15 protein-coding genes and 1 other RNA gene are annotated in these 14569 nt (G+C 63.9%); 8 read left to right on the top strand and 8 right to left on the bottom strand.

What is annotated here, in order from left to right; translation table 11 throughout:
• Window positions 1-45: 45 nt before the first annotated feature.
• Genes AC3A43_RS13045 through rhaT form a run of 3 tightly spaced genes read left to right on the top strand, consistent with a single transcriptional unit; the run spans window position 46 to window position 3687 of the window.
• Window positions 46-1464, top strand: a complete 1419-nt coding sequence (locus AC3A43_RS13045; protein ID WP_487792956.1) for an FGGY-family carbohydrate kinase — start codon at window positions 46-48, stop codon at window positions 1462-1464.
• Window positions 1461-2603, top strand: coding sequence for an FMN-dependent L-lactate dehydrogenase LldD (lldD, locus tag AC3A43_RS13040; protein ID WP_487792955.1), 1143 nt, complete (start codon window positions 1461-1463; stop codon window positions 2601-2603). The genes AC3A43_RS13045 and lldD overlap by 4 nt, the downstream gene beginning before the upstream one ends.
• Window positions 2604-2625: 22 nt before the next feature.
• Window positions 2626-3687 carry an L-rhamnose/proton symporter RhaT gene (rhaT, locus tag AC3A43_RS13035; RefSeq protein ID WP_487792954.1) on the top strand — a complete coding sequence of 354 codons (1062 nt, stop codon included), beginning with the start codon at window positions 2626-2628 and terminating at the stop codon, window positions 3685-3687.
• Window positions 3688-3693: 6 nt separating this feature from the next.
• Here the strand turns inward: rhaT and AC3A43_RS13030 are convergent, their stop codons facing one another.
• Window positions 3694-4317: a cation efflux transmembrane domain-containing protein gene (locus tag AC3A43_RS13030; protein WP_487792953.1), complete on the bottom strand. Its 624-nt coding sequence runs from the start codon at window positions 4315-4317 to the stop codon at window positions 3694-3696.
• Between the two features lie 68 nt (window positions 4318-4385).
• Here AC3A43_RS13030 and AC3A43_RS13025 point away from each other — a divergent pair, with 68 nt between their 5' ends.
• Window positions 4386-4796: a MerR family transcriptional regulator gene (locus AC3A43_RS13025; RefSeq protein ID WP_487792952.1), complete on the top strand. Its 411-nt coding sequence runs from the start codon at window positions 4386-4388 to the stop codon at window positions 4794-4796.
• Window positions 4797-4853: 57 nt separating this feature from the next.
• Here the strand turns inward: AC3A43_RS13025 and ssrA are convergent.
• Window positions 4854-5209, bottom strand: a transfer-messenger RNA (tmRNA) gene (gene ssrA / locus AC3A43_RS13020).
• Window positions 5210-5234: 25 nt separating this feature from the next.
• Window positions 5235-5657: a large conductance mechanosensitive channel protein MscL gene (gene mscL / locus AC3A43_RS13015; RefSeq protein WP_487792951.1), complete on the bottom strand. Its 423-nt coding sequence runs from the start codon at window positions 5655-5657 to the stop codon at window positions 5235-5237.
• Window positions 5658-5799: 142 nt separating this feature from the next.
• Here mscL and AC3A43_RS13010 point away from each other — a divergent pair, with 142 nt between their 5' ends.
• The 4 genes from AC3A43_RS13010 to AC3A43_RS12995 are packed head-to-tail and all read left to right on the top strand — an operon-like array spanning window position 5800 to window position 8540.
• Window positions 5800-6396, top strand: a complete 597-nt coding sequence (locus AC3A43_RS13010; protein WP_487792950.1) for a LemA family protein — start codon at window positions 5800-5802, stop codon at window positions 6394-6396.
• 1 nt (window position 6397) lies between these two features.
• Window positions 6398-7240, top strand: a complete 843-nt coding sequence (locus AC3A43_RS13005; RefSeq protein WP_487792949.1) for a TPM domain-containing protein — start codon at window positions 6398-6400, stop codon at window positions 7238-7240.
• An 11-nt stretch (window positions 7241-7251) separates the two neighbouring features.
• Window positions 7252-7938: a TPM domain-containing protein gene (locus AC3A43_RS13000; RefSeq protein ID WP_487792948.1), complete on the top strand. Its 687-nt coding sequence runs from the start codon at window positions 7252-7254 to the stop codon at window positions 7936-7938.
• 53 nt (window positions 7939-7991) lie between these two features.
• Window positions 7992-8540, top strand: coding sequence for an NUDIX hydrolase (locus AC3A43_RS12995; RefSeq protein WP_487792947.1), 549 nt, complete (start codon window positions 7992-7994; stop codon window positions 8538-8540).
• Window positions 8541-8552: 12 nt separating this feature from the next.
• Here AC3A43_RS12995 and AC3A43_RS12990 read toward each other — a convergent pair whose 3' ends face one another.
• The 5 genes from AC3A43_RS12990 to carA all read right to left on the bottom strand — a co-directional run bounded on the left by AC3A43_RS12990 (window position 8553) and on the right by carA (window position 14536).
• The gene (locus AC3A43_RS12990; RefSeq protein WP_487792946.1) at window positions 8553-9185 is read right to left on the bottom strand and encodes a rhomboid family intramembrane serine protease; all 633 of its coding nucleotides are present in this window, start codon (window positions 9183-9185) and stop codon (window positions 8553-8555) included.
• Between the two features lie 13 nt (window positions 9186-9198).
• Window positions 9199-9675, bottom strand: a complete 477-nt coding sequence (gene greA, locus AC3A43_RS12985; RefSeq protein ID WP_487792945.1) for a transcription elongation factor GreA — start codon at window positions 9673-9675, stop codon at window positions 9199-9201.
• 95 nt (window positions 9676-9770) lie between these two features.
• Window positions 9771-13106 carry a carbamoyl-phosphate synthase large subunit gene (gene carB / locus AC3A43_RS12980; protein WP_487792944.1) on the bottom strand — a complete coding sequence of 1112 codons (3336 nt, stop codon included), beginning with the start codon at window positions 13104-13106 and terminating at the stop codon, window positions 9771-9773.
• Window positions 13106-13330 (bottom strand): hypothetical protein, encoded by a 225-nt coding sequence (locus AC3A43_RS12975; RefSeq protein ID WP_487792943.1) that lies wholly within the window; start codon window positions 13328-13330, stop codon window positions 13106-13108. The genes carB and AC3A43_RS12975 overlap by 1 nt, the downstream gene beginning before the upstream one ends.
• A 3-nt stretch (window positions 13331-13333) precedes the next feature.
• The gene (gene carA, locus AC3A43_RS12970) at window positions 13334-14536 is read right to left on the bottom strand and encodes a glutamine-hydrolyzing carbamoyl-phosphate synthase small subunit (RefSeq protein WP_487792942.1); all 1203 of its coding nucleotides are present in this window, start codon (window positions 14534-14536) and stop codon (window positions 13334-13336) included.
• Window positions 14537-14569: the final 33 nt, after the last annotated feature.

The raw sequence follows: 14569 nt of genomic DNA, 5'->3' as shown, positions 1-14569 counted from the left end.
TAAAGTTCGATCAAATTCGGTCGCAACGAAGCAAAAGGGAGAAGGATGAAGGGTCGCGCCACCATAATCCTCGATATCGGAAAAACCTTGGCAAAGCTGAGCCTGTGGTCTTCCGACGGGGCGATGATCGAACGCCGTGTGCGCGCCAACCTGCGTGTCGATACGGGTCGGTATACCGCGCTCGACGCCGGGGGAATTGAGGCGTGGGTCGCCGAAACGTTCCGCGATTTTGCTAGGCTAGCCGATGTCGGGGCGATCATGCCGGTCGGACATGGCGCGGCGGCCGCACTTATTCGCGGCAACCGCCTCGCCTGCCCGCCGCTCGATTATGAAGACGCGATGCCCGCGGGCCTGCGCGCAAGCTACGAAGCCGAGCGCGACGCCTTTTCGAACACCGGTTCTCCCGCCCTTCCCGATGGCCTCAATCTCGGCGGGCAGATTTTCCGCCTTGAGGCGCTCGACCCCGATCTCGCCCAAGGCACACAAATTCTCCCTTGGGCGCAATATTGGAGCTGGTTGTTGAGCCGGGTAGCGGCGTCCGAAGTAACGAGCCTTGGATGTCATACCGACCTCTGGAATCCGGCGACAGGCAAACCGTCCGGGCTTGCCGAACGGCGCGGATGGGCCACGCGGCTGGCGCCGCTGCGCCGAGCCGACGAGGTGCTCGGCACGCTGACACCTTTATGGGCCCAGCGTACCGGCCTGCCCGCCGACACCGAAGTTCATTGCGGGCTTCATGATTCAAATGCGGCGCTGCTCGCGGCGCGCGGTTTTGCCGAGATTGCCGAAAAGGAATCGACCGTGCTTTCGACGGGCACCTGGTTCGTCGCGATGCGATCGCCCAAGGACGCCGAGTCAATGGATACGAGCCGCCTCGACGAAGCGCGCGACTGCCTGATCAACGTCGATGCGTTCGGCAAGCCGATCCCGTCGGCGCGCTTCATGGGCGGGCGCGAGATCGAGACGCTGATCGGGCTCGACACCCGGCAGATCGATATCGCGGCCGACCAGCCTGCACTGCTCGCGGCGCTCCCCGATGTGCTTGCGAGCGGCGCGATGGTGCTGCCGAGCTTCGCGCCGGGGTTCGGCCCCTTCCCTCACGCTAGCGGGCGATGGATCGCACGGCCCGACGATCATGCCGCGCGCCGCGCGGCGGTCTCGCTCTATGCCGCGCTCATGACCATAACATCGCTCGACCTCATCGGCACGCAGGACCGGTTGCTGATCGAGGGACGTTTTGCCGAAGGACAGGTCTTCGTCCGCGCGCTGGCCGCGCTTCGCCCCGATCTTCGGGTCTATATCGGCAAGGCACACAACGACGTTTCCTATGGTGCGCTGCGCCTGCTCGATACGGCGTTGCCCCCCGCCGCACCGCTCGAACTCGTCGTACCGCTCGACGTCGATCTTGCGCCTTATCGCGCGCGATGGCTGCAGGAAATCGAGCGGATGGAGGCCACCGCGTGAAGCCTGCCTCGATCGGCGATTACCGTGAAGCCGCGCGGCGGCGCCTGCCCCATTTCCTCTTCGAGTATTTCGACGGCGGTTCCTATGCCGAGCGCACGCTGCGCGCGAATATCGAGGATCTGCAGGACATTTCGCTGCGCCAGCGGGTACTGAACGACGTGTCGGCGATCGACCTGTCGACGTCGCTGTTCGGTCAGGAGCTGGCGATGCCCGTCGCGCTTGGCCCGATCGGGCTTGCGGGCATCGCGGCGCGGCGCGGTGAAGTGCAGGCCGCGCGTGCGGCAGCGGCGAAGGGCGTGCCGTTTACGCTGTCGACCGTTTCAGCATGCTCGCTCGCGGAAGTCGCGCGGGGCTGTCCGACGCCCTTCTGGTTCCAGCTTTATATGGTGCGCGACCGCGGCTTCATGCGGTCCCTGCTCGACCAGGCGAACACAGCCCACTGCCCCGTTCTGATCTTTACCGTCGACATGCCCATGCCCGGCGCGCGCTATCGCGACCTCCGGTCGGGACTTTCGGGCGCGGCGAACTTGCGCGGACGGGCGCGGCGTGTCGGTCAGGCCATGACGCGCCCGGGCTGGGCATGGGACGTCGGCGTTCACGGTCGCCCGCACCAGCTCGGCAATGTCGCGCCGCTTCTCGGCCCCAAATCGGGGCTCGAGGATTTCCTTGGCTGGATGAAGGATAATTTCGATCCGGGCGTGACCTGGGCCGACCTCGATTTTGTGCGCGATAACTGGAAGGGGCCGATCGTCATCAAGGGCATATTGGACGCCGACGATGCGCGGCGCGCCGCCGCAACGGGCGTCGACGGGATCATCGTGTCGAACCATGGCGGGCGCCAGCTCGACGGCGTGCCGTCGGTTGCGCGCGCACTGCCCCGCATCGCCGATGCGGTAGGCGACCAACTCACCATTCTCGCCGATGGCGGGGTGCGATCGGGGCTCGACGTCGTGCGCATGCTCGCGCTCGGCGCGAAGGGCGTGCTGCTCGGCCGCGCATGGGCGTTCGCGCTTGCGGCGGCCGGCGAAGCAGGCGTGCGCCATATGCTCGACCTGATCGAAGCCGAAATGCGCGTTGCGATGGCGCTCACGGGCGCGACCGGGGTGGACAAAATCGGGCCGGAGACATTAGCCGCCTGACGAGGGACGAGGGGAGAAATTTATGGATGCGAACCCGCTGCTTGGCGTGTTCTTTCACTGGCTGGGCGGGCTGTCGTCCGCGAGCTTCTATGTGCCGTACAAGCGCATCCGCGCTTGGTCGTGGGAGATTTTCTGGATCACCGGTGGCATTTTTTCCTGGCTGCTCGCGCCTTGGCTGTTCGCGTCGATCCAGACGCGTGACCTGATCGGCGTGCTGAGCCGGACGCCGGGCGATATCTGGTTCTGGTGCTGGTTCTGGGGCGCGATGTGGGGACTTGGCGGGCTTACCTTCGGGCTCACCATGCGCTACCTCGGCCTCTCGCTCGGCATGGCAGTCGCGCTCGGCCTGACGACCGTCATCGGCACGATGGGGCCGCCGATCTTTCGCGGCACCTTGGGCGATCTGTTCGCGACGACCAGCGGCCAGACGGTATTTCTTGGCATCGCGATCACCCTGGTCGGGATCGTCATCGTCGCACAGGCGGGGCGCCGCAAGGAACGCGAGATGGATGGCGCGATCGCGGAGGCCGACAAGTCCGAGTTCAACTTGCGCAAGGGGCTCGCGATCGCGGTTTTCTCGGGCATCATGTCGGGCTGCTTTGCCTGGGGCCTAGACGCCGGCGCGCCGATCCGCGAGTCGACGCTCGCCGCCGGGACCGATCCGCTATGGCAGGGGCTGCCCGTGCTCTGCGTCGTGCTACTCGGCGGGCTCACCACCAACCTGATCTGGTGCGCGATCCTGATCGCGCGCAACCGCAGCGTGCGCCAGTTTGTCGGCGAGGCCGCGCCCGGCGCAACCGAAAAACCACCGCTCGCGCTCAACTATGGCCTTGCCGCGCTCGGCGGGACTTTGTGGTATTTCCAGTTCTTCTTCTACACGATGGGCGAAAGCCAGATGGGGCGCTTCGGCTTTTCGAGCTGGACGCTGCACATGGCGAGCATCATCCTCTTCTCGACCCTATGGGGCTTTGCGCTCAAGGAATGGGCGCCCGCGGGTCGGCGCACCCGCGCTCTCGTGTGGCTCGGGATCGCGGTACTGATGGCCTCGACCGTCGTGATCGGCCTTGGCAACAGCCTCGCCTGAGGTCTTCTAGGCAGGCGTGGCGGCGAGTTCGCCGCGCGCCTGCCTGAACACCTCGATGCTGCCCCAGATCGCGAGCGCCGCCATGATCGCTGCGACCGCGAGGTCGGGCCAGCTTTTCCCGGTACCGAAGACGCCGAGCGCAGCCCCCATCACCGCGACATTGCCGATCGCGTCATTGCGCGAGCATATCCACACCGAGCGCATGTTCGCATCACCCGTACGATAGCGATAAAGCATCAGTGCGACCGCGACATTGGCGGCGAGCGCGAGCGCGCCGATCAACCCCATCGTCTCCGCATGCGGCGCCGATCCGCCGACGAAGCCCCAGACCGCCGATCCGAACACCCATAGGCCGAAGGCGAGCATCGTCGCAGCCTTCAGCAAGGCGGCGCGCGCACGCCAGGCGAGCGCCATGCCCGCAACGCCAAGGCTGATCGCATAATTGGCGCTGTCGCCGAGGAAATCGAGCGCGTCCGCCTGAAGCGCACGCGAGTCTGCCGCGACGCCCGCGACGATCTCGACGCCGAACATCGTGGCGTTGATCAGCAGCGCGATCCACAGGACACGCCGCCACTTGGGGTCATTGAGTGCGGTCTTGCCACTTTTTCCCGCACAGCATTGATCGGCCACGTCGAAAGCTCCTTTCATCTTCGAGTCGGCAACCTATATGCACCCTGTAGCAACTACAGGGTCAAGCGATGAAAATCGGCGAACTGTCGCGGGCGACCGGGACCAATATCGAAACCATCCGCTATTATGAGCGGATCGGGCTGCTTCCCGCGCCCGATCGAACCGCGGCGAACTATCGCAGCTATAGCGACGCGCACCGTTCGCGGCTGAGCTTCGTGCGCCATTCGCGCGACCTCGGCTTCACGATCGAGGAAATCCGCTCGCTGCTCGACCTGTCAGACGATCCGGCGCGCGACTGCAGCGAGGCCGACCGGATCGCGACCGCGCATCTGGAACAGGTCGAGGAAAAAATCGCGCAGCTAACCCTGCTGCGCGAGGAACTCACGCGCATCGTCGGGCGCTGTCGCGGCGGTGTCGCGGCCGATTGCCGGGTCATCGAGGCGCTCGGCGACCATAGTCGTTGCGAGAGCACACATTGATCGGTGATTGTAAGGAAAGGTGGGACGATTCTGTTGCCCGGCTCGTCCCCAGCCGCTGGTATCCGATTCTGTTGCCCGGTTCGGTCCGAACCGCGCTCTCTTTGAATAACTTTCGGCCGTGAGGCCTAAAGGTTACGCAGCCAGAGCGAGTGCTTCGTTATCGTTAGCACCTATTGGTTTTGAGCCTTGAACGGGTTACTCAGCCCGGGCAAAAATATCGTCTTTGAACACACGTCGATCCTGGTTCGGCCCCCTCAGAAACCCGCGCACCCATCAAGAAGCGCGAGTTTGTGGTGGAGCCGCCGGGTACTGCCCCCGGGTCCGCTGTGTCTATTCCACGACACCATTTATCACCATAGTCGGCCGAAACCGACCTGATCGATATAGGGTGTCCGCGCGCCGATGGAAAGGGCGCGCGTGCATTTCATCGCGGATAGATCACGCCTTCTTTCTCAGCTCGTCTCGGATTTCAGTAAGGATATCAATCTCGGTCGGGCCCGCCGGCGCCTCTTCGGCCGGCTTGATGAATTTGCTCGCTTGCCGCACCAGCAGGAAAACGACGAACGCGAGCAGCAGGAAGTTGATCACCGCGGTGACGAAGCTGCCGAGCGCCATCACGTTCGCGCCAGACGCCTTCGCCGCCGCGAGCGTCATGCCCGCGGTCACTTTCTCGCTGCCCGACAACACCAGATACTGGTTGGTGAAATCGACCCCACCGCCGGTGACGAAGCCGATGAAGGGCATCAGCACATCGTCTGTCAGCGACTTGACGATCGTCCCGAACGCCGCACCGATGATGACGCCGACGGCGAGGCCCATCACATTGCCCTGGTTCAGGAAAGCCTTGAAATCTTTGATCATGTACCAACCCCTTTGGTCGCTGCGCCTGTCATTCCAGAGTGCATGACACGATTATCCGCGTCAATGATTGCGGGGACCGAAGCGTCTTACTATATTAAATCAGTTGGCGCGGCGCCGTGCCGCGCGGAGGGAGTGTCCGACCATGAATTTGCGTTCCGCCCGTTGGTTGATTGTGCCCGTCGCGGCGATGTCGCTGGCCGCTTGCGGCATCAACAGCGTTCCCACCAAGGAGGAAGCCGCCAAGGCCAAATGGGCCAATGTCGAAGCCGCGTATCAGCGGCGTGCCGACCTGATCCCCAATCTGGTTGAAACAGCAAAAGGTGCCTCGCAGATCGAGCAATCGACGCTCGAAGGCGTCATGCAGGCGCGCGCGTCGGCAACTCAAATCAAGCTCAGCACAGACGACCTCAACAGCCCAGAAAAGGTGCAGGCGTTCCAGCAGGCGCAGGGGCAGGTAACGGGTGCGCTCGGCCGGTTGATGGCTACCGTCGAAGCTTATCCGACCCTTGCCAGCCAGGCGCGCTTTGCCGACCTGATGACCCAGCTGGAGGGCACCGAAAACCGGATCAACGTCTCGGTTCAGGACTATAATGGCGCGGTACAGGATTATAACACGACGATCCGCACCTTCCCCGACATCATCGGGGCAAAGATCGTCCATGGCGCGCAGCCGATGACGCCGTACAAGGCAATCACGCCGAACGCCAACCAGGCGCCAAAGGTCGACTTCGGGAAGTAAGGTGGGCCTGCCCACGCTTTTCCGTCCGCTGGCAACGGCAGCCCTGACGGGGCTGCTGTTGCTGTCGGCGTCTCCCGCCGGCGCACAAAGCTTTCCGAAACTCGCCGGTAACCCGGTGGTCGATCAGGCCGACATCATCCCCGCTGCCGAAGAGGCGGCGCTCAATACGCAGCTGCTCGATCTGGAAAAAAAGACCGGCCACCAGTTCGTCGTCGCGACGGTCAACGACCTCGAGGGCAACGACATTGCCGACTATGGCTACAAGCTGGGCCGCGCGTGGGGGATCGGCGACGAAGCCAGGGACGACGGTGTCGTTTTCCTGATCGCGCCGAACGAGCGGCGGATGAACATCTCGGTCGGCCTCGGCCTCGAACCGGTGCTCACCGACGCTTTGTCGGGGCGGATCATCCGCGATGTCGTGACGCCGAAATTCAAGGCGGGCGACATGCCCGGCGGCATTCAGGACGGCGTCAACGCGATCGCGCAGCAGATTCAGCTGACCCCCGAGGAAGCTGCAGCCCGCGCCGCGGCGGCCGACAAGGCCGAGCGCGAACGCGCGGGCGACGGCAATTTCGGCGGGCTGTTCTTCATCGGCTTCATCTTCTTCATATTTTTCGTGATCCCCTGGCTGTCGAGCCGTTCGCGGCGCGGCAAGAAGCGGAACAAGGATCGGCCGTGGGATGCACCGATCATCATCTGGGGCGGCGACGACGACGACCATTGGGGTGGCGGCTGGGGCGGCGGCGGCGGATCCTCGTGGGGCGGCGGCGGAGGTGGCGGCTTTGGCGGATTTTCGGGCGGCGGCGGATCCTTCGGGGGCGGCGGCGCCTCCGGCGGCTGGTAGGGGCGAAGGATATGCCACATAAAGTCAGCCATGTGAGCGAGGCCGATCACGACATCGTCACCGCGGCGGTTGCGAGCGCAGAGGCGCAGACGAGCGGCGAAATCGTCGCCGTCGTGGCGGCGAAGTCGAACGATTATGACGATGTCGCGCTGGTGTGGGCGAGCATCGTCGCCTTTCTTGCGATGTCTGTGATTGCGCTGTTCCCTCAATTCTACCGCGGCCTCTATGACTGGCTGACGGGTGGCTGGGGGCATGAACTGACCGCAAACGCGTGGCTTGGCACGGTGATTGCGATTGGCGTGATCAAATGGATCGGTATGTGGTTGATCCTGCTGTGGCGGCCGCTGCGCATGGCGCTGACCCCGCGCAGCATCAAGGCGCAGCGTGTTCGCGCACGCGCGGTCGACCTGTTCAAGGTCGGCACCGAGGGCAAGACCGCAGGCCGCACCGGCGTCCTCCTCTATCTCAGCCTGAAAGAGCACCGCGCCGATATCGTCGCCGACGAGGCGATTGCCGCAAAGGTGGCGCCCGAGGTCTGGGGCGATGCGATGGCGGCGCTGATCGAACATGTGCGCGCTGGCCAGCCCGGCGCGGGCATGGCCGAAGCCGTGCGCCAGATGGGCATTGTGCTCGCCGAGCATTTCCCGCGCGGCAGCGAAAATCCGAACGAGCTACCCGACCGCCTGATCGAACTTTGACACAAACGGATTAAATGGGGACTGTCCCTATTTATCACTCGAAAGGACGATCCATGAGCCGCCCCTCTCTCGACATGCCTATCGAGACGCGGTGGGAAGGCCGCTTCATCACGGTCAAGCAGCAGGGGACGTGGGAATATGTCTCGCGCTCGCGCGGCATCCATGCGGCGGTGATCCTCGCGATCGATGACGGCCCGGACGGTCGCCACGTCATGCTTGTCGAACAATATCGCGTGCCATTGAAAGTTCAGTGCCTCGAATTGCCCGCGGGGCTGGTCGGCGACGACACCGCCGGCGAAGCGCCCGAGATCGCGGCGCAGCGTGAGCTGGAAGAGGAAACCGGCTACCGCGCCGACCATTGGCGCACCGTCGGCGAATTCTACAGCTCACCGGGCATGGTCAGCGAAAGCTTCACCCTGCTCGTCGCGACCGGACTCACCAAAATTGGCGAAGGCGGCGGGGTCGATGGCGAGGACATTGCCGTCCACCGCGTCCCGCTGGACGGCATCGCCGATTTCGTCGCCGCGAAGCGCGCCGAAGGTTGCGGGATCGATGTGCGCGTCGCGATGTTGCTCGCGGGCGGGTTGCTCGGAAATCTTTAACCCCGGAGCGGACTAGCGCGCCCCGAAACGCCAGCGCAGCAGCGGACGCGCGAGCAACAGGCCGGCGAGAAATCCGCCGACATGCGCCCAGATCGCGACCGCGCCAAAGCCGCCGCCGGCAAATCCGATGAGCAGCTGGAGCGCGATCCACGCTGCGGCGAGCCAAAGCGCGCGCACCCAATGCCCCGGGATCGGGCCGATAGCGGGCGCCTGTGAGCGGCTGAAGATCAGCGCATACACTGCGATCAGTGCCGAGATCGCGCCGCTGGCGCCGATCATCGGCACTGCCGACTGCGGGTCGGCGAGAAATTGCGCGAGCGCGCCGCCATAAGCGCCAGCGAGCAGCAGCACCGCCATCGCTTTCGACCCCAGCGGAGCCTCGAGCTGGCGGCCGATAAAAAGCAGCACGACGACATTGAAGACGATGTGCAGCACCCCCCCGTGCAACAAAGCCGACGACAGCGGGGTCAGTATGAACGGAACCAGCGTCCCCGGCGGGAGGATCAGCTCATTGCCGAAACGCGCAGGGATAAACCCCGCGCGAACGATCGCGTCGATCTGGAATCCGGTGATCCACAACAGGGCGAAGACGATGACGCAAACGAGCGCATAGCCCGTGACCAGCGGCGCTTCGTGCGGCTTCATCGTCAGCGACCCATCAAATGAATTCGATTTTCTTCACCAGATAATATTTATCGCCTGCGGGTACCGTGACTTCGATCTCGTCCTCGACGCGGCGGCCGATCAGCGCGCGGCCCAGCGGCGAGTTATAGCTGATCTTGCCGTCCTTGGCGTCGGCCTCGGCCTGCCCGACGATCTGGTAACGCACCGGCTTCTCGTCTTCGTCGGCAAGGGTGACGGTTGCGCCAAAGACGATGCGATCGCCCGACAGCATCGTCGGATCGATAACCTGCGCGCGCGACAATTTGTCTTCCAGATCGCCGATCGTCGCTTCGACCTGTCCCTGGCGTTCCTTCGCGGCGTGATATTCGGCATTTTCCGAAAGGTCGCCATGTGCACGCGCTTCCTCGATCGCATCGACGATCAGCGGCCGCTCGGCTTTGAGAGTCGCGAGTTGCGCGTTCATCTTCTCATAGCCTTCTGCCAGCATCGGCACCTTTTCAACGCTTGCCATTATCCTGTTGTCCTTCGTCAATAATCCAGCGCCAGCGAAACTTCGCCGGGCGGCTGCGCCGCTGTTCCGTCAATGTCGGGGGGTGGAGCGGTCCCTTAATAATAGTCCTGAAGCGGCTTCACTTCAAGACTGTGCGAGCGCAACGCGCCGATCGCCTGAGTGGCTGCATCGCTCGCCGCCGCGGTCGTATAATAAGCGATGTCGGCTGCCAGTGCAGACGCGCGGATCGACTGCGAATCCTGCAGGCTTTGCCACCCTTCGGTGGTGTTGAAGATCAGCTGCACATCGCCGTCCTTGATCCGGTCGACGATATGCGGGCGGCCTTCGGCGACCTTGTTCACGCGTTCGACTTCGATGCCTCCTGCGGTCAAATAATCGGCAGTGCCGCCGGTCGCGATCACCTTCCAGCCCCACGCCGTCAGCTGGCGCACCGCGTCGAGGATGCGCGGCTTGTCGCTGTCTTTCACCGACACGAACACCCGCCCGTCGGTCGGCAGACGGTCGCCTGCACCAAGCTGCGCTTTCGCAAACGCCAGATTGAAGTTGCGATCGATTCCCATGACTTCGCCGGTGGACTTCATTTCAGGCGACAGCACCGGATCGGTGCCGGGGAAGCGCGCGAAGGGGAAGACCGCTTCCTTCACCGCGACATGTTTGATGTCGCGGTTGATCTTGGGCAGGTCGGCGAGCTTTTCGCCCGCCATCACGCGCGCCGCGATCTTGGCGATCGGCGAACCGACAGCCTTGGCAACGAAGGGTACGGTACGGCTGGCGCGCGGGTTGACCTCGATCAGATAGACCTCGTCGCCCTTCACCGCGAACTGGATGTTCATCAGGCCGCGGACTTCGAGTGCGCGCGCCAGCGCTTCGGTCTGGCGCTCGATCTCGGCAATGATCTCGGCCGACAGGCTGTACGGCGGGATCGAGCAGGCGCTGTCACCCGAATGGACCCCGGCTTCCTCGATATGCTGGAGCACGCCCGCGACGACGACGTCGGTGCCGTCGCACAGCGCATCGACATCGACCTCGATCGCGTCGCGCAGATAACGGTCGATCAGCACCGGCGAATCGCCCGACACCTGCACTGCGGTCTCGATATAATTTTCGAGCTGCGCCTGGTCGTCGACGATCTCCATCGCGCGGCCGCCGAGCACATAGCTCGGACGCGTCAGCACCGGGTAACCGATGCGCGTTGCCACCGCGATCGCTTCCTCGCGGCTGCGCGCGATGCCGTTTTCGGGCTGCTTCAGGCCCAGCTTGTTGACGAGCGCGGCGAAGCGCTCGCGGTCTTCGGCCAGGTCGATCGCGTCGGGCGAGGTGCCGAGGATCGGGATGCCCGCGTCCGAGAGCGCCTGCGCGAGCTTGAGCGGGGTCTGGCCGCCGAACTGGACGATGACGCCGACGAGCGTGCCATTCTGCTGCTCGACGTGCAGGATTTCGAGCACATCCTCGGCGGTCAGCGGCTCGAAATAGAGCCGGTCCGACGTGTCATAGTCGGTCGACACCGTCTCCGGATTGCAGTTGATCATGATCGTTTCATACCCCGCCTCTTCGAGCGCGAAGCAGGCATGGCAGCAGCAATAGTCGAACTCGATCCCCTGCCCGATCCGGTTCGGACCGCCGCCAAGAATCACGACCTTCTTGCGATCGCTCGGGCTCGCCTCGCACTCGGGCTCGCCGAACGTCGGGGCTTCGTAGGTCGAATAAAGATAGGGCGTCTTTGCAGCGAATTCGGCGGCGCAGGTGTCGATCGTCTTGAACACCGGGCGCACGCCCAGCTTGTGGCGCAGCGCGCGGACTTCCATCTCGGTGACGCCGCCGGTCATCGCCTTCACCGCTTCGTGGATCAGCCCGCTGCCGCGTGCGGTCGCACGCTTCGATCCGGGGCGGAGGTTCGCTGACTGGAGCGCGAGATAGGCGAGGCGCTTGTCGGAAAAGCCCATGGCTTTCAGCTTGCGCAGCGCTTCGGCGTCGCGCGGCAGGCCGTTAGCGCAGACTTCCTTCTCGGCTTCGACAATCTCTTCGATGCGTTCGAGGAACCACATGTCGTAACCCGCGATGCGGTTGATTTCCGACAAGGGCAGCCCCTCGCGGATCGCCTGCGCGGCATTGAGCAGCCGATCGGGAGTCGCCTTCGCAAGTTCGCTGCGCAGCGTGTCGTGGCTCGCGCCCTTGAGGCGGTCGACGAAGTTGAAGCCCGAAAGCCCCGTCTCCAGCCCGCGCAGCGCCTTTTGCAAGCTCTCATGGATCGTGCGGCCGATTGCCATCACTTCGCCGACCGATTTCATCGCGGTCGACAGCACCGCCTCGGCGCCCTTGAATTTCTCGAACGCAAAGCGCGGAATCTTGGTGACGACATAGTCGATCGTCGGTTCGAACGACGCCGGGGTAACCCCGGTGATGTCGTTCATGATCTCGTCGAGCGTGTAGCCAACCGCGAGCTTCGCCGCGACCTTGGCGATCGGGAAGCCCGTCGCCTTCGACGCCAGCGCCGACGAACGCGACACGCGCGGGTTCATCTCGATCACGATCAGGCGGCCGTCCTTCGGATTCACCGCGAACTGGACGTTCGACCCGCCGGTCTCGACCCCGATCTCGCGCAAGCAAGCGATGCTCGCATTGCGCATGATCTGATATTCCTTGTCGGTCAGCGTCAGCGCGGGTGCGACAGTGATGCTGTCGCCGGTATGGACGCCCATCGGATCGACATTTTCGATCGAACAGATGATGATGCAATTGTCCTTGCGGTCGCGCACCACCTCCATCTCATATTCTTTCCAGCCGAGGAGCGATTCCTCGATCAGGACTTCGGTGGTCGGCGAGGCGATCAGGCCGCCGCGGACGATATGTTCGAACTCCTCGCGGTTATAAGCGATGCCGCCGCCAGTCCCGCCCATGGTAAAGCTGGGGCGGATGATCGACGGCAGGCCGGTGCGTTCGAGCACCGCGAACGCCTCGTCGAGCGTGTGCGCAATGCCCGAGCGCGCACTTTCGAGCCCGATTTTGGTCATCGCGTCGCGGAACTTGATCCGGTCCTCGGCCTTGTCGATCGCCTCGGCATCGGCGCCGATCATCTCGACGCCATATTTCGCCAGCGTCCCGTCATTGAACAACGCCAGCGCGGTGTTGAGCGCGGTCTGCCCGCCCATCGTCGGCAGCACGGCCCAGCCGCCCGGATGCAGCGCGGTTTCCTTCGCGATGATCTTCGCAACGATTTCGGGCGTGATCGGCTCGACATAGGTCGCATCGGCCAGGTCGGGATCGGTCATGATCGTCGCGGGGTTGGAGTTGACGAGGACGATGCGATAGCCCTCCTCCTTCAACGCCTTGATCGCCTGCGTCCCCGAATAGTCGAACTCGCACGCCTGACCGATAACGATCGGGCCGGCGCCGATGACCAGGATGGATTGGATGTCGGTTCTTTTGGGCATTAAAAGTGCTTGCTTCCAATTTCGACCAGCTTTTCAAAAGCAGCCTTATCCAGACGGATGGTTTGTGAGAGTTTGCCCGGCTTTTCGTGCGTTGGCCGGCCATAAGTATCGATTTGTATTAGGCGCTCTGGTCCACAATCAACAAGACGAACGATGGCTTCAACGTCTTCATGCGAGCACGCGTCATCGAGTGGTACAACGGTAAACTTCCTGACAGTCGCCATTGTTTACTCCTTCCCCAGCTGCCCCACAAACTTCTCGAACAGATAGAAGCTGTCCTGCGGCCCCGGGCTCGCCTCCGGGTGATACTGCACGCTGAAGGCATTCTTACCCGTGATCGCGATACCGCAGTTCGATCCGTCGAACAGGCTCTTGTGCGTCTCGACCACGCCGCCCGGCAGCGTCGCGGCATCGACCGCGAAGCCGTGGTTCATGCTGGTGATCTCGACCACCCCGTCGGCGAAGTCGCCGCCGACGCGCTGCACCGGATGGTTCGCGCCGCGATGGCCCTGATGCATCTTTACGGTTTTCGCGCCCGCGGCGAGCGCGAGCAGCTGGTGGCCCAGACAAATGCCGAAGATCGGGACGTTACGCTCGAGCAGCCCCTTGATCACAGGCACCGCATAGTCGCCGGTTGCGGCGGGATCGCCGGGGCCGTTCGACAGGAACACCCCCGCGGGACGCAGCGCGACAATCTCTTCGAGCGAGGTTTTCGCGGGCACCACGGTGACGCGCGCACCGGCCTTGACCAAATTGCGGAAAATATTGTCCTTCGCGCCATAATCGACCGCGACGACGTGGGGCGCAGGATCACCCTCGCGCTTGTGGTTCGATGCTTCATAGCCCGAGCCGAGATGCCAGACGCCCGCATCCCACGCGCCCTGCCGTTCGCGGGTGACGGTCTTGGCGAGGTCCATGCCCTCCAGCCCCGGCCAGCCCTGCGCGAGCATCAGCAGCTTGTCGATATCGAACTTGCCATCGGGATTGTGCGCGACGACGCCGGTCGGCGCACCACCATCGCGGATGCGGCGCGTCAGCGCGCGCGTGTCGATGCCCGCCAGCCCGATCAGCCCCTGCGCCGCCATCCATTCGGGCAAGGTCTGGACGCTGCGGAAATTGCTCGGCAGCGTCGGCAGTTCGCGCGTGACGCAGCCGATCGCGGCGCGCTTTTCGCGCTCCATATCCTCGGGGTTCGCGCCGACATTGCCGATGTGCGGAAAGGTGAAGGTGATGATCTGGCCCGCATAGCTCGGGTCGGTCAGGATTTCCTGATAGCCGGTCATCGCGGTGTTGAAACAAATCTCGCCCACACCCGCACCGCTTGCGCCATAACCGATCCCCCACAGGATCGTGCCGTCGGCAAGGACGAGGACGCCCGTCGCCCCATCGGGCTGGGTTTTGGGCGCGGCAGAGGGGTTGGCAGGTGCCATTCAACATGCTCCGGACGGGGGGCTAAACGGCCG

The sequence above is a fragment of the Sphingopyxis sp. Soil_C_28 genome (assembly GCF_057657055.1).
The sequence above is the reverse complement of the archived record's forward strand: the minus strand, read 5'-3'. Positions and strand labels throughout refer to the sequence as shown.

Bases quoted from the DNA above. Each gene is read 5' to 3' on its own strand.
- AC3A43_RS13045 (WP_487792956.1), top strand. From the start codon at position 46: ATGAAGGGTCGCGCCACCATAATCCTCGATATCGGAAAAACCTTGGCA.
- AC3A43_RS13010 (WP_487792950.1), top strand. From the start codon at position 5,800: ATGAATTTGCGTTCCGCCCGTTGGTTGATTGTGCCCGTCGCGGCGATG.
- AC3A43_RS12990 (WP_487792946.1), bottom strand. From the start codon at position 9,185: ATGAAGCCGCACGAAGCGCCGCTGGTCACGGGCTATGCGCTCGTTTGC.
- greA (WP_487792945.1), bottom strand. From the start codon at position 9,675: ATGGCAAGCGTTGAAAAGGTGCCGATGCTGGCAGAAGGCTATGAGAAG.
- carB (WP_487792944.1), bottom strand. From the start codon at position 13,106: ATGCCCAAAAGAACCGACATCCAATCCATCCTGGTCATCGGCGCCGGC.
- AC3A43_RS13000 (WP_487792948.1), top strand. From the start codon at position 7,252: ATGCCACATAAAGTCAGCCATGTGAGCGAGGCCGATCACGACATCGTC.
- AC3A43_RS12995 (WP_487792947.1), top strand. From the start codon at position 7,992: ATGAGCCGCCCCTCTCTCGACATGCCTATCGAGACGCGGTGGGAAGGC.
- rhaT (WP_487792954.1), top strand. From the start codon at position 2,626: ATGGATGCGAACCCGCTGCTTGGCGTGTTCTTTCACTGGCTGGGCGGG.
- carA (WP_487792942.1), bottom strand. From the start codon at position 14,536: ATGGCACCTGCCAACCCCTCTGCCGCGCCCAAAACCCAGCCCGATGGG.
- AC3A43_RS12975 (WP_487792943.1), bottom strand. From the start codon at position 13,330: ATGGCGACTGTCAGGAAGTTTACCGTTGTACCACTCGATGACGCGTGC.
- AC3A43_RS13025 (WP_487792952.1), top strand. From the start codon at position 4,386: ATGAAAATCGGCGAACTGTCGCGGGCGACCGGGACCAATATCGAAACC.
- mscL (WP_487792951.1), bottom strand. From the start codon at position 5,657: ATGATCAAAGATTTCAAGGCTTTCCTGAACCAGGGCAATGTGATGGGC.